This window comes from Streptomyces sp. NPDC004561, assembly GCF_053602155.1.
In genome coordinates this window covers 1-23,643 of record NZ_JBSGDB010000087.1, presented here as the reverse complement: position 1 = coordinate 23,643, position 23,643 = coordinate 1, and the positions used below count along the sequence as shown (strand labels likewise).

General features: G+C 73.7%; 18 protein-coding genes and 2 pseudogenes. 5 read left to right on the top strand and 15 right to left on the bottom strand.

What is annotated here, in order from left to right:
• A partial coding sequence (locus ACWEN3_RS14540; RefSeq protein WP_452970004.1) for a FadR/GntR family transcriptional regulator occupies positions 1-475 on the bottom strand: 475 nt, incomplete at its 3' end.
• Between the two features lie 178 nt (positions 476-653).
• Positions 654-1,298, bottom strand: a complete 645-nt coding sequence (locus tag ACWEN3_RS14535) for a dihydrofolate reductase family protein (RefSeq protein WP_452970001.1) — start codon at positions 1,296-1,298, stop codon at positions 654-656.
• Here ACWEN3_RS14535 and ACWEN3_RS14530 point away from each other — a divergent pair.
• The 3 genes and pseudogenes from ACWEN3_RS14530 to ACWEN3_RS14520 all read left to right on the top strand — a co-directional run.
• Positions 1,225-1,839, top strand: a pseudogene (locus tag ACWEN3_RS14530) (maleylpyruvate isomerase N-terminal domain-containing protein); the annotation flags it as partial. The gene ACWEN3_RS14535 and the pseudogene ACWEN3_RS14530 sit on opposite strands and share 74 nt — an antisense overlap.
• Positions 1,840-1,933: 94 nt before the next feature.
• Positions 1,934-2,308, top strand: a pseudogene (locus ACWEN3_RS14525) (oxidoreductase C-terminal domain-containing protein); the annotation flags it as partial.
• Positions 2,309-2,350: 42 nt separating this feature from the next.
• Positions 2,351-3,535: a cytochrome P450 gene (locus ACWEN3_RS14520; protein WP_452970000.1), complete on the top strand. Its 1,185-nt coding sequence runs from the start codon at positions 2,351-2,353 to the stop codon at positions 3,533-3,535.
• A 61-nt stretch (positions 3,536-3,596) separates the two neighbouring features.
• Here the strand turns inward: ACWEN3_RS14520 and ACWEN3_RS14515 are convergent, their stop codons facing one another.
• From ACWEN3_RS14515 to ACWEN3_RS14455, 13 genes are all read right to left on the bottom strand, one after another.
• A complete protein-coding gene (locus ACWEN3_RS14515; protein ID WP_452969999.1) occupies positions 3,597-4,784 on the bottom strand; it encodes a sensor histidine kinase in 1,188 nt (395 codons plus the stop codon).
• 53 nt (positions 4,785-4,837) lie between these two features.
• Positions 4,838-6,556 carry a sodium/solute symporter gene (locus ACWEN3_RS14510; protein WP_452969997.1) on the bottom strand — a complete coding sequence of 573 codons (1,719 nt, stop codon included), beginning with the start codon at positions 6,554-6,556 and terminating at the stop codon, positions 4,838-4,840.
• A 31-nt stretch (positions 6,557-6,587) separates the two neighbouring features.
• Positions 6,588-6,959: a hypothetical protein gene (locus tag ACWEN3_RS14505; RefSeq protein ID WP_452969994.1), complete on the bottom strand. Its 372-nt coding sequence runs from the start codon at positions 6,957-6,959 to the stop codon at positions 6,588-6,590.
• Between the two features lie 204 nt (positions 6,960-7,163).
• Positions 7,164-7,661 carry a hypothetical protein gene (locus ACWEN3_RS14500; RefSeq protein ID WP_452969992.1) on the bottom strand — a complete coding sequence of 166 codons (498 nt, stop codon included), beginning with the start codon at positions 7,659-7,661 and terminating at the stop codon, positions 7,164-7,166.
• A gap of 188 nt (positions 7,662-7,849) precedes the next feature.
• On the bottom strand, positions 7,850-8,479 hold the full coding sequence (locus tag ACWEN3_RS14495) for a hypothetical protein (protein WP_452969989.1): 630 nt from the start codon (positions 8,477-8,479) through the stop codon (positions 7,850-7,852).
• 198 nt (positions 8,480-8,677) lie between these two features.
• Positions 8,678-9,487: a LytR/AlgR family response regulator transcription factor gene (locus tag ACWEN3_RS14490; RefSeq protein ID WP_452969987.1), complete on the bottom strand. Its 810-nt coding sequence runs from the start codon at positions 9,485-9,487 to the stop codon at positions 8,678-8,680.
• A gap of 238 nt (positions 9,488-9,725) precedes the next feature.
• Positions 9,726-12,101, bottom strand: a complete 2,376-nt coding sequence (locus ACWEN3_RS14485; RefSeq protein WP_452969985.1) for a glycoside hydrolase family 65 protein — start codon at positions 12,099-12,101, stop codon at positions 9,726-9,728.
• Positions 12,098-14,203, bottom strand: a complete 2,106-nt coding sequence (locus ACWEN3_RS14480; protein WP_452969983.1) for a xanthine dehydrogenase family protein molybdopterin-binding subunit — start codon at positions 14,201-14,203, stop codon at positions 12,098-12,100. The genes ACWEN3_RS14485 and ACWEN3_RS14480 overlap by 4 nt, the downstream gene beginning before the upstream one ends.
• A gap of 24 nt (positions 14,204-14,227) precedes the next feature.
• Positions 14,228-15,223, bottom strand: coding sequence for an FAD binding domain-containing protein (locus ACWEN3_RS14475; protein WP_452969982.1), 996 nt, complete (start codon positions 15,221-15,223; stop codon positions 14,228-14,230).
• Positions 15,220-15,759 (bottom strand): 2Fe-2S iron-sulfur cluster-binding protein, encoded by a 540-nt coding sequence (locus ACWEN3_RS14470; RefSeq protein ID WP_452969980.1) that lies wholly within the window; start codon positions 15,757-15,759, stop codon positions 15,220-15,222. The genes ACWEN3_RS14475 and ACWEN3_RS14470 overlap by 4 nt, the downstream gene beginning before the upstream one ends.
• A 92-nt stretch (positions 15,760-15,851) precedes the next feature.
• Entirely contained in the window at positions 15,852-18,065 is a 2,214-nt protein-coding gene (locus tag ACWEN3_RS14465) for an RICIN domain-containing protein (RefSeq protein ID WP_452969976.1), read from the bottom strand.
• A 22-nt stretch (positions 18,066-18,087) separates the two neighbouring features.
• Entirely contained in the window at positions 18,088-19,443 is a 1,356-nt protein-coding gene (locus tag ACWEN3_RS14460; RefSeq protein ID WP_452969974.1) for a lectin, read from the bottom strand.
• Positions 19,444-19,627: 184 nt separating this feature from the next.
• Positions 19,628-21,505, bottom strand: a complete 1,878-nt coding sequence (locus tag ACWEN3_RS14455; RefSeq protein WP_452970007.1) for an ABC transporter ATP-binding protein — start codon at positions 21,503-21,505, stop codon at positions 19,628-19,630.
• A gap of 168 nt (positions 21,506-21,673) precedes the next feature.
• Here ACWEN3_RS14455 and ACWEN3_RS14450 point away from each other — a divergent pair, with 168 nt between their 5' ends.
• Positions 21,674-22,648, top strand: a complete 975-nt coding sequence (locus tag ACWEN3_RS14450) for a lysylphosphatidylglycerol synthase transmembrane domain-containing protein (protein WP_452969972.1) — start codon at positions 21,674-21,676, stop codon at positions 22,646-22,648.
• 39 nt (positions 22,649-22,687) lie between these two features.
• Positions 22,688-23,452: a crotonase/enoyl-CoA hydratase family protein gene (locus ACWEN3_RS14445; RefSeq protein ID WP_452969970.1), complete on the top strand. Its 765-nt coding sequence runs from the start codon at positions 22,688-22,690 to the stop codon at positions 23,450-23,452.
• Positions 23,453-23,643: the final 191 nt, after the last annotated feature.

Genomic DNA, 23,643 nt, shown 5'->3' with positions numbered 1-23,643 from the left:
CTTTCCCGTCGCTCAGGCTGCCTGCGAGATTCTTAAGCTCAGCGGGATCGGCCTGAGTGTCCTCGAAGCACCGGAGCGCGCACAGCCGGGCCGCGTCGGCGCCGATGCACGCCCGCATCTCCAGGGCGTCGCGGGTGAGGTCCTCCACCGAGGGCCCGGCGTCGGCCGCCGCGATGCCCATGGCGAGGTCGAGGCCGGCGGTGTGCCGCCAGTCCAGGACGAGCGTGCGGCCGCCGTGGCTGACCTCGACCAGCCGTGCCTGCTGGAGCCGCTTGACGGCCTCACGGACGGCATGCCGGTTCACACCGAACTCGGCCGCCAGGTCCCGTTCGGCGGTGAGCGCGGCACCGGGCGGCAGTGCGCCGCCGAGGATCCTGTCGCGCAGCAGGGCGAAGAGCTGGTCGGAGACCGCCTCGCGCCGGATGAGTCCCTGATTCATGGCGATCAGGGTGAACGCGGCGGGCCCGCTGGTCAACTGGTTGGACCAGATTTTCTGCGACGCTCCCCGCGCGCCGGCCACCGCCGGCCGGTCGGCCCCGGCTCCCTTTCAGGGGTGAAACCCCTTTCAGGTGAAGGGGTGGGGCTGGTCCCCCGCACACGCAGGACCGCGTACATCCTGCCCGTGCCGAGCCGGCCGGCGTCGCACGGCCCTGTCATCTGCGCCAGAACAGATGGTGCGTCACCCCGCTCCGGCTGGGCACGACGTCGAGGTGGAAGCGGTCGAGCAGTTCGTCGGGGGACGTCCACAGGCGGACGCCGGATCCGAGCTTCACCGGAGAGACGACCACGTGCAGGGTGTCGACCAGGCCGGCGTCGAGGAACTCCCGGATGGTGGTGGCCCCGCCGCCGAGTCGGACGTCCTTGCCCTGTGCGGCCTGCCGTGCCTGTTCGAGGACCGTGGCCGGGTCGCCGTCGACGAAGTGGAACGTGGTGTCGGAGAGGGTGATGGAAGGGCGCCCGTGGTGGGTCATGACGAACACCGGCGTGTGGAACGGAGGCTCGTCGCCCCACCAGCCCTGCCACTCGAGGTCCTGCCAGGGACCGCGCTGGGGGCCGAACTTGTTGCGGCCCATGATCTCCGCGCCGATGTTGCGGGCGAAGTCGCGCGTGAAGTAGTCGTCGAGACCGCGGCTCCCACCGGGGTCGGTGCGCATGGGCCAGCTCGCCGTGGCGCCGGCCCAGGCGAACAGCTCGCCCGGATCGGCGTGGCCGAACGGCCGCTCCATGGTCTGGTGCTCACCGGCGCCGTATCCGTCGCTCGAGACGGTGAAGTTCTGGACCCTCAGCAGCTGGCTCACGTGGTTCCTTTCGTGGTCGTCGACATGTGGACCGCCGGGACCGGGAGAACTCATCGGCGCGGGCCGGGAACGGCTCGGCCGACCGGAGTCCTCCCGGACGCCCGCCGGTTTGGCTGACTTCTCGTCAGGCTACCCATGGCGCACGATTCCCTCCCGGGTCGACGCGACGCTGCCGGAGCCGGCGCCCTTCGTCCACGCCGTGCAGGCGCGGCGGCCCGATGACGGCACGTGGTGCGAGGCGTGGACGGTCAGGGACGTGCTGGTCCACCAGACGGGCAACGCCGAGGAACTGGCCCGGGTTCTGCGGGCGTTCCTCTCGGGAGCGCCGGTGGAGACCCGGGGATTCGAGCGGGAGGCCCCCTACCGGCGGATGTCCGACCCTGAGCTGTGGTCGGCGTTCCTGGATCGCTGTGAACGGCTCACCGAGGTCGCAGCGGCCGCCGCGCGGGACCTGTCCCCGGACACGGAGGTGATGTGGACCGGCCGGTCGGTGAAGGTCCCCTTCTTCGCGGAGCACATGCGTGAGGAGCTGATCCTGCACCGCTGGGACCTGACCGGCGACGACCGGACCGCGGTGCGGGCGCTCACCGAGCCGTGGATGACGGAGCACAGCGTGGTGTCGGTCGGCCGGCCCGCGCCCGCACCTTGCGCTGCCGACGTTCTGGTCCACCCAGTTCGGGCTCAACATCAAGTCGGTGGGCGTGCCCACCTTCTCCGACCACGTGGTCATCGCCCAGGGGTCCCTGGAGGCTCGCCGGCTGGCGATGGTCTACGGCTACCGGGGGCGGGTCACGGCGGCGGTCACCGTCGACATGGCCAAGTCGCTCGACTACTACCAGCACCTGATCGAGACGGCCGCCCCGTTCCCGCCGCCGCCCGGCGCGGCGGACCGTGCGATCGCGGCCGACATCACGATCCCGTCCGAGGTGCCGGATCCGTCGGTGCTGTCCCACGGCCCGACCGTCGCGCTCACCGGGTACCTCCCCGACCGCCGGCTGACGGTGGTGTAGCCCACCGCCCGGCCCACGTCCTGCCCACCACGAGGAGCCGTCATGGACTCCGACACCCTGCTGGCACGGATCACCGACTACGCCAGCCGCCCCGACCCCTACCCGCTGTACGCGGAACTCCGCGAGGCCGGCCCCGTGGTCCCGCAGGCGGACGGCAGCTGTGCGCTCGGCGGATACCACGAGATCGCCGCGCTGCTGCACGATCCCCGGATGAGTGCCGACCCCCGCACCCGTGGCCAGGAGACCCACAAGCCGCCGTTCCTGCGGCTCGACGACCCGGAGCACCACAGGCTGCGCACGCTGGCCATGCGGCCCTTCGGCCCGCCGCACAGCCCCGGCCGCGTCGACGGCATGCGCGGCGAGATCGACCGGATCACCGGCGAACTGATGGAGAACTTCGAGGCGGAACGGCGGATCGACGTCGTCGACGACTTCGCCTATCCGCTGCCCGTCACGGTGATCTGCCGCCTGCTCGGCGTGCCCCGCGAGGACGAACCGCTCTTCAGGGCCTGGTCGGACACCCTGGTCACCGCCGCCGACGTCAGGCCCGACGAGGACGCGACCGACCGGCACAAGGCGGGCGACCAGGCGCGGATCGAGATGGGCGGATACCTGGTGGGGCTCGCCGAACAGCGCCGCGGCCGGGCGGGCGACGACATGCTCTCCGCCTTCGTCAACGAGCCCGACCCGGCGTTGCGGCTCACCCAGGAGGAACTCGCGGAGACCGCCGTGCTGCTCCTCATCGCCGGGCACGAGACCACGGTCAACCTGATCACCAACGGCGTGCTCACCCTGCTGCGCCTGCCCGAGCAACTGGACCGGCTGCGCCGGGAACCCGGCCTGCTGCCGCGCGCGGTGGAGGAACTGCTGCGCTACGAACCACCGGTCCACATGCGCGAGCGCATCCCCCACGCCGACGTCGACGTCGCCGGCACCAGGATCGCCCGTGGCACCTCCGTCTTCCTGGTGCTGGGCTCGGGCAACCGCGACCCGAGGCGGTTCCGCGATCCCGACCTGTTCGACCCGGCCCGCCCGGACAACCAGCACCTGGGCTTCGGCAGCGGTATCCACCTGTGCTACGGCGCGCCCCTGGCCCGTCTGGAGGCCCAGGCCGCGCTCGGCGCGCTGCTCCCCCGCCTCGGCACCGCACGCCTGGTCCAGGACCCGCCCCCCTACCGCCGGAACGCCATGCTGCGAGGGCCCCGCCATCTGACCGTCGAGTGGTGAGGCCGACGCGCGGCGGAGCGGGGTCCGCCGTTCGGGGTGCCCGGGGAAAGCTGCTCAGCGGTCAGGCCGGGGGTGCCTGGACGCCGGGGCGGAACTTGGGGACCCGGACCGTGATCTTCGTACCGGCTCCGACGCCCGTCTCGATGACGAGGCCGTAGTCGTCGCCGTACACCTGGCGCAGCCGGCGGTCCACGTTGCGCAGGCCGATGCCGGTGGCCGGGCCCGCGGTGCCCCGCAGGACCGCGCGCAGGCGGTCGGGGTCCATGCCGATGCCGTTGTCCTCGACGACGACCCGGGCCTCGGTGCCCTCGTCCTCGGCGGTGATGGTGACGCTGCTGCGCTCCACGGACTCCTCCAGCCCGTGCTTGAGGGCGTTCTCCACCAGGGGCTGCAGGCACAGGAAGGGAAGCGTGACGGGCAGCACCTCGGGGGCGATGCGCAGGGTGACCCGCAGGCGGCGGCCGAAGCGGGCGCGGGCGAGTTCCAGGTACTGCTCGATGGAGCGCAACTCCTCCGCGAGGGTGGTGAAGTCGCCGTCGCGGCGGAAGGAGTAGCGGGTGAACTCGGCGAACTCCTGGAGGAGTTCGCGGGCCCGTTCGGGGTCGGTGCGGACGAAGGAGGCGATGCCGGCGAGGGAGTTGTAGACGAAGTGCGGGGAGATCTGCGCGCGCAGGGCCCGGACCTCCGCCTCGTGCGCACTGGAGCGGACCCGGTCGAGGTCGGCGAGCTCCAGCTCCACGGAGAGCCGGCGGGCCGCCTCCTCGGCGGCCCGCACCACGGCGGCGGACTCCGCGCCGGCGAACACCGCGAGCACGCCGGGCCGCCCGCCGTCGGCCGTGAGGGGCACCAGGACGCCCCAGCGGACGGGACAGTCGTCCTCCTCGCACGCGGGCGCGATGGTGCGGGCGCGGGACGGGTGGGCGAGATGCGCGGTCAGCTCGGCGCGGTGGTGGTCGCCGGCGCCGTCCCACGCGAGGACGGACGTCTCGTCGGTGAGGGCCAGGGCCGGGGTGCCGAGCAGGGGGCGCAGCCGGCGGGCCGCCCTGCGGGCCGTGTCCGGGGCCAGTCCGGCGCGCAGCGGCGCCGCGGCGAGCGAGGCGTTGTGCAGCACGTGGAAGGCGGCGCGTACGCCGTCGGCGCCGGCCGTGTGCTCGTGCTGCCGGCGCGCGGCCGCGTGTCCCAGGGCCGCGCCCAGCGCGAACAGCGCGAGCCCGGCCGGCACGAGCGCCGCGGTGGCCAGCACCGTCATGGGCGGCGCGGGTGGCCCGGGAAGGTACGGCCGGCGTGCATGGGGCTCCTCCGTCAGGGGCGGGTGGGGATCGGTTCGGGGAGGTGCAGGCGCGCCATCGTGGCGGCGGTGCCGGGCGGGACGCGGTCCCGGGTGGCGAGGGAGGTCAGCACCATGGCGGCGAATCCCACGGGCACGGACCAGACCGCGGGCCAGGCCAGGAGCGTGTGCGGCCAGCCCGAGCGGGCGGCGCCGGCGATGGTGACCGTCACGGCGGTCAGCGCCGAGCCGCCGCCCAGCAGCAGCCCGGCGACGGCGCCCGGCGGGGTCAGGCCGCGCCACCAGATCCCGAGGACGAGCAGCGGGCAGAACGAGGAGGCGGAGACCGCGAAGGCGAGTCCGACCGCGTCGGCCACCGGCAGGTCGCTGACCACCGCGCCCGCCGCCGCGGGCACCGCGATCGCGGGCAGGGCCGCGAGCCGGAAGTGCCGGATGCCGAGTGCGGGCAGCACGTCCTGGGCGAGGACGCCCGCCACGGACATGGTGAGTCCGCAGGCCGTGGACAGGAACGCCGCGCAGGCGCCGCCGGCGACAAGGGCGCCGAGCAGCTCCCCGGCGACCCCGCCGAGCAGCCGCTGCGGCAGCACGAGCACCGCCGCGTTGGTGTCGCCGGTGAGCAGCAGGTCGGGCGCGTAGAGCCGGCCCAGCATGCCGTACAGGGGCATCAGCAGGTAGAAGGCGCCGAGCAGGCCGAGCACGATGACGGTGGTGCGACGGGCGGCGCGGCCGTCGGGGTTGGTGTAGAACCGGACGACGACGTGCGGCAGCCCCATGGTGCCGAGGAAGGTGGCGAGAATCAGCCCGTAGGTGGCGTACAGGCCGTGCTGTTCTCGGCTCGACGACAGGGGCTGGGCCCAGCTGGAGGGGGCGGTGCGCCCGGGCGGCGGGTCCGGCAGGGGGACGCGGGCGCCGGGCGGGAAGCGCAGGGTCGTGTCCGCGCCGATCCCGTGCCCGCCCTCGCCGAGGGTCAGCGAACCGCCGTGCATGGAACGGCCGTCGACGGTTCCGGACGCGGTGACGCGGACCGGCTCGCGCACGGTGAGGGTGAGCGGCCGGTCGACGCGCACCGCGGCGGCGCGGTGGAGGACGGGCCGTTCGTCCCACGAGGGGGCGGGGGCGTGGTCGGCCCGCCAGGCGATCAGCAGGAACACCACGGGCACCAGCAGAGCGGTGAGTTTCAGCCAGTACTGGAAGGCCTGGACGAAGGTGATGCTGCGCATGCCGCCGGCGGCCACCGCCGCCGTCACCACGGCGGCGACGACCAGCCCGCCGAGCCAGCCGGGCACGCCGGTGAGCAGCCGGAGGGTGAGTCCGGCGCCGCGCAGCTGAGGCAGCAGATAGAGCCACCCGATGCCGACGACCAGTACACCGGCGATGCGGCGGACCGCCCGGGACTCGAGCCGCGCCTCGGCGAAGTCCGGCAGGGTGTAGGCGCCGGAGCGGCGCAGCGGGGCGGCGACGAAGGCCAGCAGGACGAGGAAGCCGGCGGTGTAGCCGATGGGGAACCACAGCATGTCGACGCCCTGGGCGAGGACGAGTCCGGCGACGCCGAGGAAGGAGGCGGCGGACAGGTACTCGCCGCTGACCGCGAAGGCGTTGAGCCGGGGCGCGACGGTGCGGGAGGCGACGTAGAAGTCGGAGGTGGTGCGCGAGACGCGCAGCCCGAGCGCGCCGACGAGGACCGTGGCGAGGACCACGGCCGTCACGCCCGCGATGCCGTACGTCCGGTTCAACGGCTGACTCCGGCGGGTGCTCGGCGCATGGTCAGGAGTGTTCCGCGGGGCCGGGGGCGACCGTGGCGCTCTCGTTGCGCTCGGCGCGGCGGACGTACCAGGCGCCGACGACCGCCAGCGCCGGGTACGGCGCCACGCCCAGGAGAAGCCAGACGGCGAGCGGGACGCGGGTCGTGGTGGCGCCGAGCGGCAGGACGCGGAGGAGTACGGGGAGCAGGCCCAGCGGGGCCACGAGCAGGGCGGTCGCGGTGAGACCGGCACGTAACTGACGGTGCATCAGGATGCGTACCGCGTCGGTGCCTTGGGTGCTCGACTGCGGCATGGGGGCGGGTGCCGTGGGACCGCCGCGGGTGCGCGGCCGTCCGGTGACCACTTCTCTGCGAGGGACGGACTCGGCACCCATCACGCACTCCCGACGCCGCGGTGATCGCCTTGTGTGCGGCGAGTGTACGCAGCGGGCCACCGCGGAGACAGCCGCCCGACGGTATTCGGCACAGGCCCGTCACGCACGGGAGGCCGGCGGGTCTTCGGTCGGCCGGTACCGGCCCCGGGCAGGCCCTGTCCTCTTCCCCGGGAAGGACAGGGCCTCGGGTCGTCGAGGGCGCTGTTACGGCACCCAGAGCCACTTGGTGTGGTTGCCGTCGATCTGGTAGCAGGCCGGGTAGGTGTCCGCGGACCCGTAGTGCCCGATGTACCCCGGGACGGTTCCGAGGGTCGTGGGCCTGTTCGCCCTGGGAATCGTGCTCATCCCCAGGTAGTAGTTCTTGTAGTTCTGGCAGCTCGTCGTGTCGACCTCCTTGGCGAAGTCACCGCGGGGGTACTTGGGGACGGCCAGGCAGATGTTCGTGTCGTGGATGCTCCCGTAGACCTCGTGGACCTGGCCCTGGACGACGCCCCACCACTGGTTGGCGTCCCTCCGGTTGCACTTCGCCATCGTGACGGCGTACGTGTGGCCGGACCTGACGCCCCGCATGCACTTGCCGGTGGCCACGTTCTTGAGCTGGTACGCGGCGCCGGAGGCGGACGCCGGCGTGCTGCCCAGGGCCATCGTGGTCGCCAGGGCGACCCCGGCGACCGCGAGCAGCGCGGTCGTTCTGTTCCTCATAGCGTTCCCCCAGTGTGGTCGTGACGCGAAGCCGGCTTCGCGGTCCCCCGTCGAGCGCGGGAGCGGGTACGAACCTAGGCGCCCCGCGGCGGGGCGCCATCGGCCGCCCGAACGATCCGCCTCCCCCTGCCGGGGGAGGCACCTCCACGGAACCGTGCCGTGGTGGGCCCCCGGCACCGGGTCCCCGTCTACGGGCAGTGCTCGCCGAACTTCACCGCGCCGAGGGTGACCGGCTGCCCGTTCAGCTTCGTGCCGGCGGCGGGCTTCTGGGTGCACACCTGCCAGTTGGACTCGATCAGGGCCAGTCGGCCGGCGCCGGTCGCGTCGTTCACGGTGATCGATGTGCTGGTGTCGAGGGAGGCCCGGGCGGCCTTGACGCTCTTGCCGTGGAAGTCGGGCATCTTCCCGCCGGCGGCGGACGGGACGGCCTGGTCGTGGGCGGGGCAGGTCTCGGACAGCTTGACCGCGCCGAAGTTCAGCTCGGTGTTCGTGCGGACGACGGTGCCGGCCTTGACGTTCTGGGAGCAGACCTTCCAGTCGCGGTCGAGGATCTGCAGGCGGTCACGGCCGAGGGAGTCGTGGCTCTTGAGACTGTGGAAACCCTGCTGCTGGGCGGCGTCCTGCGCCGACTGGAGGCCCATGCCGACGAACTGGGGCACGGTCTTCCTGGTGCTGGTCCCGCTGTCGCCGCCCTTGTCGCCGGTGCCGGCGGTGGCGGTGCCGCCGCTGCCGCCGGTCGTGCCGGTGGCCTGGCAGGCGGTGCCGAGGCCGAGGACGGCGATGACGGCGGTGGTGCAGGCGAGTGTCCTGCGGTTCATGGTCCCCCCATGGTCGCGCTCTGTGGTGAGGGGTGAGCGTACGGCGGCGCACACCCGTGTGGGGGCCGTACGACGGGCCCGTGACCGGATCGGGTGGCGTACGCGGGCGCAGGCGCCCGGTCGGTCGGTCGTGGGTCGGCTCGGGTGATCACGACGAGCTGGGTGGAGCCGTCGGGCGCACCGGCGCGTTCGACCGCCTCAGACCGGACGCCGGGAATGCGCCTGCCGGGCCAGCAGGTCCCGCAGTTCGCGGGCGTTGCGCCGGCTCACGGCGAGGAGGCGGTCGCCGATCCGCACCGTCAGGTTGCCGCCGTCCAGGCGGAGTTCCTCGATGCGGCCGAGGGCGACCAGGCGGCTGCGGTGGATGCGCACGAACCCGCGGGAGCGCCACTGCTCCTCCAGGGCGGACAGCGGAATGCGCACCAGGTGGCTGCCCCGGTGGGTGTGCAGCCGCGCGTAGTCGCCCTGGGCCTCGACGTAGGTGATGTCGGCGATGGGCACGAACCGCGTCACCCCGCCCAGTTCCACGGGGACCTGATCGCCGAAGGCGGGCGCCGGCCCCGCGCCGGTGCCGGTGCGGCGGGGCCCCTGGCCGGCCCGGACCAGTTCGGCGACCCGCCGTACCGCCTCCGCGAAGCGCTCCTCGCGCAGCGGCTTGAGCAGGTAGTCGACGGCCTTGAGGTCGAAGGCCCGGACGGCGAAGTCCTCGTGGGCGGTGACGAAGACGATCAGCGGCGGGGCGGTGAACCCGCCGAGCAGCCGGGCGAGTTCGAGGCCGCTCAGGCCGGGCATGTCGATGTCCAGGAAGACGACGTCGACGGCGTCCGGCCCGTCCGGGCCCGCGTCGGCGGCCCGGCTCAGCCGGCGCAGCGCCTCGGTGGCCGTCCGCGCGGGCACCGCGCCGCCGACCCGTGGGTCCCTCCCCAGCAGGTACAGCAGCTCTTCGAGCGCGGGTTCCTCGTCGTCCACCGCCAGGACCCGCAACGGGGCGTCGGCGCGCAGGTGCACGGTGCACGGCTCCCTTCTCTTTCGGCCCCCTGCATGGTGGCGTGCCCGGCCGCCGCCGTCGAGATCGCGTGCGGCGGTGTGCGGTGCCCGCCGGCCGGTGACGATCCCCGTGTCCGAGGATCGACCAGCCCCGAGGAGGCCCGGTGGGACACCCGAAGCCCGAGGAGTGGGACGCGCACTGTGCGAGCGGCGGGCTGCCGCCCGTGCACCGGTATCCGCCGGCGGACGGCTGAGGGACTCAGTCCGGCAGCACCAGCCGGGCCGTCTCCCCCGGACGTACCAGCACCACGCGGTCCGGCAGCCGGATGTCGATGGGCGAGCCGTCGGAGTCGGGTACCGCGACCTCCAGCAGGCCGAAGCGCAGGCGCAGGCCCACGCCCCAGTTGCCCTGGTAGCGGATCGAGAAGCCGTAGGAGGAGAGTTCGGGGAGCGGGACGGGGTCGAGCCAGAGGGCGCCCTCCCGGGTCTCCAGGCCGGTCAGCCCGCGCTGCACCAGGTCGAGGGTGCCGGCCATCGCGCCCAGGTGGATGCCCTCACCGGTGGTGCCGCCCTGCAGGTCGGCGATGTCGCCGCGCAGTGCCTCCTGGACGAAGGCCCAGGCGTCGGCGCGGCGGGCGCGGGCCAGGACCCAGCCGTGGACCAGGCCGCTGAGGGTGGAGCCGTGGCTGGTGCGGTGCAGGTAGTGGTCAACGGTCGCCGACCAGATCCGCTCGTCGAGGTGGTAGCCCAGCCGGCGGAAGAGCGCCCGGAGTTCGGCGGGTGAGAAGAGGTAGCCGAGCATCAGGACGTCGGCCTGCTTGGACGCCTTGTAGCGGTTCACGGTGTCGCCCTCCGCCTCCAGGATCCGGTCCAGGCGCCGGATGTCGTCGTACCGCTTCCGGTAGGCGTCCCAGTCCAGCTCGGCCAGGTCCCCGTAGCCGTCGAACTGGCTGATCACCCCGTCGTGGAAGGGGACGTGCAGGGTGCGCGAGACCTCCTCCCAGCGGCTGGTCTCGTGCTCGTCCAGGCCGGCGCCCTCGGTGAGTTCGCGGCAGCGCGGCTCGGGCAGGGCGCGCAGCAGCTCCAGGGCGCGGTCGAGCACCCAGGCGGCGGTGACGTTGGTGTACGCGTTGTCGTCCAGGCCGGGTCCGGCCGCGCCGGGGTAGGCGTCGTGGTACTCGTCCGGGCCGACCACGCCGCGGATGCGGTACCGGCCGAGATGGTCGTCGTAGGTGGCCGAGTCCGCCCAGAAGCGGGCGATCTGGAGCAGCATCTCGGCGCCCTCGCCGTCCCGGAAGCCGGTGTCGCCGGTCGCCTCGCAGTACTGCCACACGTTGTACGCCACCGCCGAGCCGACATGGTGCTGGAGACGGGTGTGGTCCGGCAGCCAGCGGCCGGAGCGCGGGTTGAGGTGCAGCTGCTGGGTCTCCTCGCGGCCGTCGCTGCCGCTCTGCCACGGGTACAGCGCACCGCGCCGGCCCAGGCGCTGGGCGGCGTGGCAGGCCGTGTCCAGGCGGCGGTGCCGGTAGCGGAGCAGGGCGCGGGAGACCTCGGGCAGGTGGAGGTTGAGGTAGGGCAGGACGAAGAGTTCGTCCCAGAAGACGTGGCCGCGGTAGGCCTCGCCGTGCAGTCCGCGCGCGGGGACGCCGACGTCGAGGTCGGCGGTGTGCGGGGAGAGGGTCTGCAGCACGTGGAACAGGTGCAGGCGCAGGATGCTGCCGGCCTCGCCGGGTACGTCGAGCGCGGTGCGCCGCCACAGCTGCTCCCAGGCGGTGCGGTGGGTGTCCAGCAGCGCGTCGAAGCCGGGCGCCTCGCCCACCCGGTCGACGGCCGCGCGCAGCGGGTCGCCGATGGCCGGGTCGCGGGAGGTGTGCAGGGCGACGGTCTTGTCGACCGTGGTGGTGCGGCCGGCCGGCAGGGTGAGGCGCAGGTACTGGACGGCCCGCTGGAGTTCGTTCGCGTCGGTCACCGGCGCGGGCGCGGTCAGCCGCTCGGCGAGTCCGATGCTGATGTCGGAGGTGCGGGTACGGCAGTGCAGCCACACGGTGTCCGGTGTCTCGGTGCCGGTGCGGACGTCGGTGAGGTGCCGGCCGGCCAGGTCCAGGTAGCGGGCGACGCCCGAGTTGGTGACGCTCCCGTCGAGCGCGGCCTCCACCTCCAGGTCGACGGTGCCCGCGTCGGCGGTGAACTCCGTGCGCAGCACGGCGAGATGGGGGTCGGCCAGGTGGACGAGCCGCAACTGCCGTACGTGGAGGGTGGTTTCGGCGCCGAGTGCGTAGCGGGTTCGGCGCTCCAGCAGGCCGGGGCCGAGGTCGAGGGTGAGGTGGTGCTCGGTGACGGGTGTGGTGTCCGGGGTGAGCCAGTCCCCTCCGGCGGGCCGGAAGCGCAGCGGCAGCCAGTTGGGCAGGTTGACCATGTCCTCGTTCTCGACCTGGCGTCCGGCGACCTCGGAGACGAGCCGGTTGTAGCAGCCGGCCGCGTAGGTGCCCGGGTAGTGGATCTCGTCCGCGGTGCACTCGGGCAGCGACCCGCGGCTGGCGAAGTAGCCGTTGCCCAGGGTGCACAGGGATTCCCGCAGGCGTTCCTCCTCGGGCCGGTAACCGTCGTACTCCCAGGTCGGTCCGGTCACCGTCACCCCCCGGACAACAGGCCGGTGAGGATCCGGTCCGGGGTCAGGGGCAGCTCGCGGAAGCGGATCCCGGTGGCGTGGTGGACGGCGTTGCCGATGGCGGCGGCGGTGCCGACGATGCCGATCTCGCCGATGCCCTTGCTGCCCATGGGGTTGAGGTGGGTGTCGTCCTCGGGGATCCAGTCGGCCTCGACGGCGGGGACGTCGGCGTGCGCGGGCACGTGGTAGGAGGCGAGGTCGGACTCGGTGAAGTCGCCGAAGGCGGCGTCCATGGTGCTGCCCTCGGTGAGGGCCATGCCCAGGCCCATGGTCATGGCGCCGACGAACTGGGAGCGTGCGGTGCGGGCGTTGATGATCCGCCCGGCGGCGAAGATCCCGAGCAGCCGGCGCACCCGGGTCTCGCCGGTGACGGTGTCGACGGCGACCTCGGCGAAGTGGGCACCGAAGGCGTGCCGGGCGTAGGGGCTGTCGGCGTCGGCCCGTCCCGCGGTGTCGGCGCGGGTGCCGAGGCCCTCGGCGGGCAGCGGTCCGGTGTGCTCGGCGAGCCGGGACGCGAGCTGGGCGCACGCCTCGTGCACGGCCCAGCCCCAGGAGGCGGTGCCCATGGAGCCGCCGGCCAGCCATGCCGGGGGCAGGTCGCTGTGCCCGATCTCGGTGCGGACCCGGTCCAGGGCCACGCCGAGGGCGTCGGCGGCGATCTGGGCGAGGACGGTGCGGGCTCCGGTGCCGATGTCGGTGGCGTTGATGCGGACGACGAAGGTGCCGTCGGTCAGGGCGTGGGCGGTCGCGGTGGCCGGGACCGCCGAGGAGGGGTAGGTGGCGGCGGCGACGCCGGTGCCGAGCAGCCACGGGCCCTCGCTGCGGGCGCGGGGGCGGGGGTCGCGGTCGGCCCAGCCGAAGCGGCGGGCCCCCTCGCGCAGGCACTGCTCGAGGTGCCGGCTGCTGAACGGTTTGCCGGTGCCGGGCTCGCGGACGGGTTCGTTGCGGATGCGCAGCTCCACCGGGTCCGTGCCGAGCGCCTCGGCGAGTTCGTCCACGGCGGACTCCAGGGCGTACATGCCGGGCGCCTCGCCGGGGGCCCGCATCCAGGACGGGCTCGGCACGTCCAGGGGCACCACCCGGTGCACGGTGAGCAGGTTCGGGGTGGCGTACATGACGCGGGCGGGCACGGCGGCCTGCTCGACGAACTCCTTCAGGCGCGAGGTGTGGGTGGTCACCTCGTGCAGCACGGCGGTCAGCCGGCCGTCCCGGTCCGCGCCGAGGCGCAGCCGGTGCAGGGTGGGGGCGCGGTGGCCGACGGTGGTGGGCAGGTACCGGCGGGGGTAGGCGAGGGTGACGGGCCGGCCGGTGTGCCGGGCGGCCATCGTGGCGAGGACGACGTCGGGGCGCGGGGTGCCCTTGGATCCGAAGCCGCCGCCGACGTGCTCGGCGAACACGGTGATTTGATCCTCGGGCAGCTCGAACAGCTGGGCGAGCACGGAGCGGACCGTGGTGCTGCCCTGGCTGGAGGTGTACACGGTGAGCCGGTCCCCGTCCCAGTGGGCGGTGCTCGTGTGCGGCTCCATGGGGTGATTGTGCAGCGGCGGCACCCGGTAGGCGACGTCGACGCGGACGTCGGCGGCGGCGAAGGCGGCCTCCGGGTCGCCGTGCTCGACGCGGCCGGGCAGACCGGCGTTGGCCTCCTCCGGCTCGTAGGCGTTCGGGTGGTCCGCGGTGAGTTCGACGTCGTGGGGTTCCTCGTCGTAGCGGACGCGGACGGCGCGGGCCGCCGCCCGGGCGGCCTCCAGGGTCTCGGCCACGGCGAGGGCGACGCACCAGCCCCGGTGCGGCACATGGGTGTCCTGGAGCACGGCGAGGGTGGCGTCCTCGGGTTCGGCCAGCCGGGGGGCGTCGTCGGGGGTGAGGACGGCGAGTACGCCGGGCATGGCGAGGGCGGCCGAGGTGTCGACGGCGGTGACCCGGCCGCGGGCCACGGCGGCGGGCACGGGCCAGGCGTGGGCGCGGCCCGGCAGCGGGTGCTCGGCGGCGTAGCGGGCGGTGCCGGTGACCTTCTGGCGCCCCTCCCGGCGCTCGGCGGGAGCGCCCAGGGCGGTGCCGGTGCGGGGCATGGGGTCTCCTTCGGTTCCCGGCGGTCAGGTCACGGCGGTTGCCGGGGTGAGCCGGGCGAGGACGTCGAGGGCGAGGTTGCGGGCGAGGGGCACCTTGTAGGCGTTGTCGCGCAGCGGCCGGGCGGCGTCCAGCTCCAGGTCGACGGCGCGTTCGAGGGCGGCCGGGGTGGGGGCCACGCCCAGCAGGGCCTCCTCGGCCCGGTGGGCCCGCCAGGGCCGGTGGGCGAGCCCGCCGAAGGCGAGGCCCACCTGGTCGATCACGCCGTCCGCCAGGCGCAGCACGACGGCCACGGAGGCGAGGGCGAAGGCGTACGACGCCCGGTCCCGGGCCTTGCGGTAGGCGGACGGCAGGCCGGCCGTGGCGGCCGGGAGGGTGACGCCGGTGATGATCTCGCCGGGGAGGATCTCGGTGTCCCACTCGGGGTGCTCTCCGGGCAGCCGGTGGAAGTCCGCGGCGGGCACGGTCCGGGTGCCGTCGATGCCGTACAGCTCGACCCGGGCGTCCAGCGCGGCCAGGGCGACGGCCATGTCGGACGGGTGGGTGGCGATGCAGTGCGCCGAGTGGCCGAGGACCGCGTGGTCGCGGTGGACGCCCTCCAGGGCGCCGCAGCCGCTGCCCGGCTCGCGCTTGTTGCAGGGTTTGCCCACGTCCTGGAAGTAGGGGCAGCGGGTGCGCTGGAGCAGGTTGCCGCCGGTGGTGGCGGCGTTGCGGAGCTGGCCGGAGGCGCCGGCCAGGAGGGCCTGGGAGAGCGCCGGGTAGCGGTCGCGGACGCGGGGGTCGGCGGCGAGGTCGCTGTTGCGGACGGTGGCGCCGACCCGCAGCGCCCCGTCGGGCAGCTCCTCGATCGCGTCCAGCGGCAGGCGGCCGACGTCGACGAGGACGGCGGGGCGTTCCACGCCGAGCTTGATCAGGTCGACCAGGTTGGTGCCGCCGGCCAGGTAGAAGGCGCCGGGGTGGGCGGCGTAGGCCTCCGCGGCCTCCTGGAGGCTGCCGGGCCTGAGGTATCCGAAGCCGTTCACCGGATCACGTCCTCCACGGCCTCGACGATGCGCGGGTAGGCGCCGCAGCGGCACAGGTTGCCGCTCATGCGCTCGCGGATCTCGGGCCGGTCCAGCGGGAACGGCCCGCCGGACGGGGCGGCGGGATCGGTGACGTGGGAGGGATGGCCGGCGGCGGCCTCGGCGAGCATGCCGACGGCGGAGCACAGCTGCCCCGGGGTGCAGTAGCCGCACTGGAAGGCGTCGCGGTCGAGGAAGGCCCGCTGGAGCGGGTGCGGCCCTTCGCCGTCCCCGCCCAGGCCCTCCACGGTGGTGATCTCGCTGCCGTCGAGGGCCACGGCCAGCAGCAGGCAGCTGTTCAGGCGGCGCCCGTCGACCAGCACGGTGCAGGCACCGCACTGGCCGTGGTCGCAGCCCTTCTTGGAGCCGGTGAGATCGAGGTCCTCCCGCAGCAGGTCCAGCAGGACGCGGCGGTGGTCGACGATCAGGGTGTGGGGTTTGCCGTTGACCCGGAGGGTGACCTCGGAGTGCCGGGCCGGCCGGTGTGCGCTGGTCATGGCCTGGATGACCTCCCGGACGCGCGGGGATGCCGTCCAGTCCGCGTATCCAGGCCACAGCGCCTCACACGTCCGCGCGGGCACCCCTTCCGTCAGGGGTACCGGACCAGGTCGGCCACGTTGCTCGTGGCGTTCGAGGGGCCTCCCGTGTCGTTGACGACGTGGCTGATGGTGCCGGTGCCGCCGAGGGAGACGGTCACCATGCTGGTGAAGCGGACGTTCGGGTTGTCCGGCGCCTCGATGGCGTGGGCCGCGGTGACGCCCGGGTCGGCGCTGAAGTAGCAGTAGCTTCCGAGGCCGTACGCCTGGTGGCTGGTGACGGAGTCGGCGACCTTGTAGGCGGCGTAGCCCCGGGTGGAGCCGTTCGTCCAGGCGGCCTGGTTCGGCGGGTCGTAGGGCATCTCGTTCTGGAAGAAGTAGGTGCGGCCGCCGTTGCCGTTCCAGATCACCTGGTACTTCTGGAAGTGCTCGACGAACAGCCCGTACATGGTCACGTCGTCGCCGTTGACCACGAGTCCGGTGTCGGCGGTGTTGCTGGTCCAGCCGACGCCGTCGCCGTGGTCGGCGCGCCAGATCCACATGTGGTCGCCGATGACGTTCCCGCTGTTGACGACGAGGCCGGTGGCCGCCTTGCCGACGCCCGCGCCGCCGATGCGGAAGTACACGTCGTGCAGGGAGGTCGGGTCGGCCGCGTGGGAGGCGGTGGAGCCGGCCGGCCCGACCTCGAGCAGGGTCTTCGAGCTGGTGGCGCCGGCGTCGAAGAGCAGGCCCGCGATCTTGACGCCGTCGACGTCGCCGACGGTCATCGCGGTGATGCCGTTGTCCGGGACGAAGGTGGCGAGGCCGAGGCCGAGGACGACCGTGTCGGGTCGGGTGACCTTCAGGGTCTGGTCCAGGTGGTAGACACCGGGGGTGACCAGCAGGTTCCGCCCGGCCGCCAGGGCCGCGTCGATCTGCGCGGCGGTGGCGCCGGGCTTGACGACGTAGAACCGGCTGAGCGGCAGCGAGGTGCCGGCCGGGTGGCCGTTCGCCCAGCTGGTGCCGCTGGAGTCGGTGCGCGTGGCGGGCACGAACACCTGGTAGGCGCCGGAGCCGTCGACGTACAGGAACGGCTTCTCCCGGGTGACCGGGCTCTGCGCGACGGTGGTGTACGGCGGCTTGGGGAAGCTGGTGGCGGGCACACCCTGGCTGCCGGCGAACACCATGTTCCAGTTGGACCCGGTCCAGCCGCCGAGCTGGGAGTTGCGGGTCATCCACTGCTGCTGGGTGCCGGAGTTCACCTGCCCGTCGATCCTGCTGTCGGCGAGGTAGCCGCCGCTGGACCAGCCGCCGTCGTCCAGGGCGAGGCCGCCGCGCAGATGCATGCGGCGGTACGGCGCCGCCTGGGAGACCGCCCAGCGGTCGTTGCCGTTCGCGGGGTTGACCGAGAGGTTCTCGGCGCCGCGCCAGAAGTTCTGCGTGGCGTTGCCCTGGAACCAGTCGGCCTCCGCGTGCACGGCCCCGTCGACGGAGACCGCGTCCGGGGTGAGGCCGAGGCCGAGGACCTGGGTGTAGAAGCCGACGTTGACGTCCGCGCTGTAGGCGCCGGGCTTGAAGAGGACGGCGTAGCGCTGGGCGCCGAACTGGTTGGTCTCCTGCTGTTTGAAGATCGTGTCCAGCTTGCCCTGGATGGCCGAGGAGGACATCGAGGGGTCGAAGACGACGACGTTCGGGCCGAGGTCCGGATCGGTGGCCGGCTGGGTCACGGGGACCACCTGGAAGCGCTGGGCGGCGGTGCCGTTGCAGGTGTACTGCACGAACCGGACGCTGTCGGCGGTCGACGCGCCGGGGTCGTCCAGGCACTTGCCGCTGCCGCGGTTGACGAAGTGGAAGGCGCCGCCGCCGTCGTCGACGGGCTGCCACTGCTGGTTGGCGCCGCCGCCGTAACTCCACAACTGGACGGGCGCGTTGTCGGCGGTGGACACGTCGGTGACGTCCACCGCCTGGCTGGTGTCGTTGCGGTTGTCGATGTGGACGTAGCCGTTGCCGGCGTCGGTGAAGGTCCACTGCTGGGCGGTGGTGGCGTTGCACGCGTACTGCTGTACGACGGTGCCGTTGGCGGTGGCGGCGGCCTTGGCGTCCAGGCACTTGCCGCTCGCGGCGTTGACGAGGGTCGCGAAGCCGCTGGGCAGGGCGGCTGTGGACGGGGTGGCGGCGCGGGCGGTCGCGGCGGTCGCCGGCGACGTCGGTGCGGCGGTGAGCAGGGCGGCGGCCGCTGCGGCGACCAGTGCGACGGCCGCCGGTCTGCGGCGTGGGTGAGGAAGCACGGGTTCTCCTGGCGGGCGGTGGTCAGCCGGTGTAGGCGGCGAGGACTCGGGTGTAGTCCCAGTCGGACTGGCCGACTCCGGAGCAGCTGTCGGCGGGGCCGCCGGTGCACGGGCGGTCGCGGTTGGCGGACCAGAAGGTGAGCCGGGCGAGGTGGTGCGCCTGCGCGTAGGCGAGGATGGTCCGGAAGTCGTTCACCGTGACCGTCTCGTTGTTGTCGGTGATGCCGTTCATGGACGAGATGCCCATGTCGCGGTAGGCCTGGTCGTCGCTGTAGTGGTACGCGTTCTTGAGCGCGTTCTTCAGGCCCTCGGCCGCCTGGGTGGTGAGGTTGCCCATGTTCTGCCCGGCGCCGCCGAAGTCGAACGGCATGATGGCCCAGGCGTCGACGGTCAGCCCGGAGGACGCGGCCCGGTCGATGAGGCTGGTGTCGGGGCCGGACTGCCCGGTGCCCTGGGTGATGTACACCTTCAGGCCGGGGTTGCCGGCCTTCACGGTCTTGAGGGCGTCGACCGTGCGCTGCTGCACGGTGGGGTTGCTGTAGGCGTCGGCCTCGATGTCGATGTCGATCGCCTTCAGGCCGTAGGCGTTGATGACCTTCTGGTAGGCGCCGGCCAGTTCACCCGCGCTGGAGCAGGAGCTCTCCAGCTTGTTGCCGCTGTAGCCGCCGAACGAGGGGATGACGTCGCCGCCGCCGGCCCGCACGGTGTCGACCGTCTGCTGGTCGACGCCGCCGGTCAGCGGACGGCTGCCGTCCCACTGGGGGTTGCAGTAGCCGTTGCTGAGGACGAAGGCGAGCGTGAACCACTTCACGCCGGTCGCCCGGGTGATGGTGGAGGGGTTCGGCGGGCTGCCCCAGCCGTTGTAGAGGTACGGCGCGACGGCCATCGGCGCGGACGGTGTGCCGCCGCCGGCCGCGGGCGCGTTCCACTTCTGGTTGGCGCCGCCGCCGCAGCTCCAGATCTGGGCGCGGGTGCCGTTGGCGGGGTTGTCGTCGGTGACGTCCAGGCACTTGTTCGCCTGCGGGTTGACGATGTCGTGGGCTGCGGTGACGGTCCACTTCTGGTTGGCGCCGCCCGTGCACGACCACAGTTGCGCCTTGGCGCCGTCGGCGGTCGAATTGCCGGTCACGTCCAGGCACTTGCCGAGCGCGCGGATGGTGCCGTCACCACCGACCGTCCACTGCTGGGCGTTCGTGCCGTTGCAGTCGTAGAGCTGGACGGATGTGCCGTCGGCCGGGTCGGCCCCGGCGACGTCGAGGCACTTGCCGGCCAGGCCGGTGATGGCGCCGGTGGCGGCCTGGGCGGGCGAGGCGGTGAGCAGCCCGGCGGCGAGGGAGAGGACGGCCAGGGAGACGGCCGCGGGGAGAGGTCTGCCCATGAGCGGGGGGCCTTTCATGTGGGGGGTGGCGGCACGCACGTCAACGCCGGTGCGGCAAAATGGAGTTGAGCGTGTCCGCAGGCTTTGTTTAAGGCGTGAAACTAAAGGTACGGACCAGTGCCGGTCAAGAGGTGCGGCAGCAATCCGCGGCACCCGGACCCCACGTCCCGGGTGCCGCGGTGGTTCAGGCCGGCGCCACCTCGCCGTCCCGCTCGGCGAACTGCGTCCGGTACAGCTCGGCGTACCGGCCGTCCGCCGCGAGGAGCTCGTCGTGGGTGCCGCGTTCCGCGATCCGGCCGGCCTCCACCACCAGGATCTGGTCGGCGGCGCGGACGGTGGACAGACGGTGGGCGATCACCACGGCGGTGCGGCCCTCCAGGGCCTCGGCGAGCGCCTCCTGGACGGCCGCCTCGGAGGTGTTGTCCAGATGGGCGGTGGCCTCGTCGAGGATGACCACGCGCTGGCGGGCCAGCAGCAGCCGGGCGATGGTCATGCGCTGGCGCTCGCCGCCGGAGAGCCGGTAGCCGCGCTCGCCGACCACGGTGTCCAGACCGTCCGGCAGGGACCGTACGACGTCGGCGAGCCGGGCGCGGCCGAGGGCGTCCCACAGCTCGTCGTCGGTGGCCTCGGGACGGGCCAGCAGCAGGTTGGCGCGGACGCTGTCGTGGAAGAGGTGGCCGTCCTGGGTGACCATGCCGAGGGTGGCCCGCAGCGAGGCCGCCGTCAGGTCGCGGACGTCGGCCCCGCCGATGCGCACCGCGCCCGCGTCGACGTCGTACAGGCGCGGCAGGAGCTGGGCGATGGTGGACTTGCCGGCGCCGGAGGAGCCGACGAGGGCGACCGTCATGCCGGGTTCGGCGCGGAAGGAGACGCCGTGCAGGACCTCGGTGCCGCCGCGGGTGTCGAGGGCGGCGACCTCCTCCAGGGAGGCGAGGGAGACCTGGTCGGCGGCCGGGTAGGAGAAGCGGACGTCGTCGAACTCGACGGCGACCGGGCCCTCGGGGACCTCGCGGGCGTCCGGCTTCTCCTCGATCAGCGGCCGCAGGTCGAGCACCTCGAAGACCCGCTCGAAGCTGACGAGCGCGCTCATCACCTCGACCCGGGCCCCGGCGAGCGCGGTGAGCGGGGCGTACAGCCGGGTCAGCAGCAGGGCCAGGGAGACGACCGCGCCGGGCTGCAGGGTGCCGTGCAGCGCGAACCAGCCGCCGAGGCCGTAGACGAGGGCCAGCGCCAGCGCGGAGACGAGGGTCAGGGAGGTGATGAACACCGACTGGGCCGTCGCGGTGCGCACCCCGATGTCCCGGACGCGGGCGGCGCGGGCCGCGAACTCCACCGACTCCTCCTCGGGGCGGCCGAACAGCTTGACCAGGGTGGCGCCGGGGGCCGAGAAGCGCTCGGTCATCCGGGTGCCCATGGCCGCGTTCAGCGCCGCGGCCTCCCGCTGCATCCTGGCCATCCGGCCGCCCATCCGGCGGGCCGGCAGCACGAACACCGGCAGCAGCACCAGCGCGAGCAGCGTGATCTGCCAGGACAGGGTGAGCATCACCACGAGGGTGAGCAGCAGGGTGACCAGGTTGCTCACCACGCCCGACAGGGTGTTGGCGAACGCCCGCTGCGCGCCGATCACGTCGTTGTTGAGACGGCTGACCAGCGCGCCCGTACGCGTACGTGTGAAGAACGCGACGGGCATGCGCTGCACATGATCGAACACAGCCGTTCTGAGGTCGAGGATGAGGCCCTCCCCGAGCGTCGCCGACAGGCGGCGGCCGAGGATGCCGAGCCCCGCCTCCGCGAGGGCGACGAGCGCGATGAGCAGGGAGAGGCGGATCACCGTGCCGGAGTCGTGCCCCGACACGATCGCGTCGACGACGCGGCCAGCGAGCACGGGGGTCGCCACGGCGAGCAGTGCGGTCACCACCCCGAGCAGTACGAACCGGACGATGCCCGCGCGGTGCGGGCGGGCGAAGGCGGCGATACGGCGCAGCGTGTCGCGGGCGAAGGGACGGCGTTCCGCCTGCGCGTTCATCACGCTGTGCAGCTGCGTCCATGCGGTGGTCTCCATGCTCATGGGACAGACGGTAGAACCTCAAGCTTCATTGAGGTCAAGGTCCGTGTCTTTTCACCCGCACCGGCCTTCCCCGGCACTAAGGCCCCGATGACCGCACTCTGTAAGCCGCCGTCCGCGACCCGGCCACCCGCCGTTGGGGCGGCGCGGAAAACCTCTCCGGATGTGACTGCCGTCCCGCTTCCCCCGCTCCCCCGGGGACGACTCCCCCGTCGCGTCCCCGTCCGCCAGGCGCTCTGCCTGGCGCCGCTCCTGCTCGTCGCCGTGGCCGCCGTACGCAACCGCGCCCTGCTCGCCGAGGGCTTCGGGCAGCTGCGCACCGCCTCCTGGCCCTGGCTGCTCGCCGCGGCCTGCGCCACCTGCCTTACCTGGGTGGCCGCGGCCGTCACCCGCCAGGGCGCGGTGATCCAGCCGCTGCCGAAGGCGCGGCTGCTGGCCACCCAGTTCGCGGCGGCCTCGGCCAACCACCTGCTGCCCACCGGGCTCGGAGCCGGCGCGGTGAACCTGCGCTTCATGACCGTGTGCGGAGTGCCCCTGGCCCGCTCCTCGGCCGCGCTCGCCCTGTACATGCTGGCCGAGTGCGTGGGCCGGCTCGGGCTGCTGGCCGCCCTGCTGATCGCCTTCCCGGACGCGCTGCGGCTCGGCACCCTGCTGCCGGCCGGTTCGGCGCTCCCGCTGCTGCTGGGCGCGGCCGGCCTGCTGGTGGGCGCGGCGGCCGTGGTGGCGCTCGTACGACGGCTGCGCACGCGCGTCCGCGCGTTCGTGCGGGACGCCCTGGGCGAGGCGCGGTCGGTGCACACCCGGCCGGCCCGCGCCCTGGCCCTCTGGGGCGGCTCGCTGGCCTTCCCGGCGCTCCAGGCGGCCGGGCTCGCCGCGGTCGGCCAGGCGCTGCGGCTGCCGGTGCCGCCCGCCCACATGGCGCTCGCCTACCTCGCGGCGACGGTCGCGGTCGCCCTGGTGCCCACACCGGGCGGGCTCGGCTCCGTCGAGGCGGCGCTGATCGTGGCCCTGGTCGCGGTGGGCGGCCCGGCGGCGGTGGCCACGGCGGTGGTCCTGGCCTACCGGATCATCACCGTGTGGGTGCCCCTGGTTCCGGGGGCGCTGACACTGGGGGCGCTGGTGCGGCTGAAGGTCATCTGAGGCAGAGTGGCCCTCCCAGCCGAGCCAAGGGAGCCCGTCGTGCCGGTCCGCGTGGAGCGCAAGGAGTACGTCACCACCGTCGTCCTGTCCCGCCCCGAGGCGCGCAACGCCGTGGACGGGCCGACGGCCGCCGAACTGGCCGCCGCGTTCCGGGCGTTCGAGGCGGACGACGGCGCGCGGGTGGCGGTGCTGTGGGGTGAGGGCGGGACGTTCTGCGCCGGTGCGGACCTGAAGGCGATCGGCACGGGGCGCGGCAACCGGGTGGCCGAGGACGGCGACGGCCCGATGGGGCCGACCCGGATGCGGCTTTCGAAGCCGGTGATCGCCGCCGTCGCCGGGCACGCGGTCGCGGGCGGACTGGAGCTCGCCCTGTGGTGCGATCTGCGGGTCGCCGAGGAGGACGCGGTGTTCGGGGTGTTCTGCCGCCGTTGGGGGGTGCCGCTGATCGACGGCGGAACGGTACGGCTGCCCCGGCTGATCGGCGCGAGCCGGGCCATGGACCTGATCCTGACCGGCCGTCCGGTGCCGGCCCGCGAGGCGCACGAGATGGGACTCGCCAACCGCGTCGTGCCGACGGGCGCCGCACGCGCCGAGGCGGAGGCGCTGGCCGCGCACATCGCCGGGTTCCCGCAGGCCTGCCTGCGCAGCGACCGCGCGTCGGTCCTCGACCAGGAGGGCCTGGACGGGGACACGGCGATGCTCGGCGAACTCCGCCACGGGATGGGCGTCCTGGCGGAGAGCGCCGACGGCGCCGCCCGCTTCGCCTCGGGCGCGGGACGGCACGGCTCGTTCACGGACGTGTGACCGCACGCGCCCGCCGGGGTCTCCCAGGCGGGCGGCATCGCGACGGTGCCGGGCGAGCTGATGGTGCGCGACTCGACGGCGCCGCCGGCGACGGGCGCACGGGAACGGGCGGGCCGGGGGCGGACGGCCTGACGTGACGTCGGGGTCGGCGAGCAGCGGTTCCAGGGGGCCGGTGCCCACGAGTTCGGACC

What these genes read in the sequence shown, in the direction of transcription:
- ACWEN3_RS14520 (WP_452970000.1), top strand. Translation starts at nt 2,351, where the DNA reads ATGGACTCCGACACCCTGCTGGCACGGATCACCGACTACGCCAGCCGC.
- ACWEN3_RS14515 (WP_452969999.1), bottom strand. Translation starts at nt 4,784, where the DNA reads ATGACGGTGCTGGCCACCGCGGCGCTCGTGCCGGCCGGGCTCGCGCTG.
- ACWEN3_RS14505 (WP_452969994.1), bottom strand. Translation starts at nt 6,959, where the DNA reads ATGGGTGCCGAGTCCGTCCCTCGCAGAGAAGTGGTCACCGGACGGCCG.
- ACWEN3_RS14500 (WP_452969992.1), bottom strand. Translation starts at nt 7,661, where the DNA reads ATGAGGAACAGAACGACCGCGCTGCTCGCGGTCGCCGGGGTCGCCCTG.
- ACWEN3_RS14495 (WP_452969989.1), bottom strand. Translation starts at nt 8,479, where the DNA reads ATGAACCGCAGGACACTCGCCTGCACCACCGCCGTCATCGCCGTCCTC.
- ACWEN3_RS14480 (WP_452969983.1), bottom strand. Translation starts at nt 14,203, where the DNA reads ATGCCCCGCACCGGCACCGCCCTGGGCGCTCCCGCCGAGCGCCGGGAG.
- ACWEN3_RS14470 (WP_452969980.1), bottom strand. Translation starts at nt 15,759, where the DNA reads ATGACCAGCGCACACCGGCCGGCCCGGCACTCCGAGGTCACCCTCCGG.
- ACWEN3_RS14460 (WP_452969974.1), bottom strand. Translation starts at nt 19,443, where the DNA reads ATGGGCAGACCTCTCCCCGCGGCCGTCTCCCTGGCCGTCCTCTCCCTC.
- ACWEN3_RS14455 (WP_452970007.1), bottom strand. Translation starts at nt 21,505, where the DNA reads ATGGAGACCACCGCATGGACGCAGCTGCACAGCGTGATGAACGCGCAG.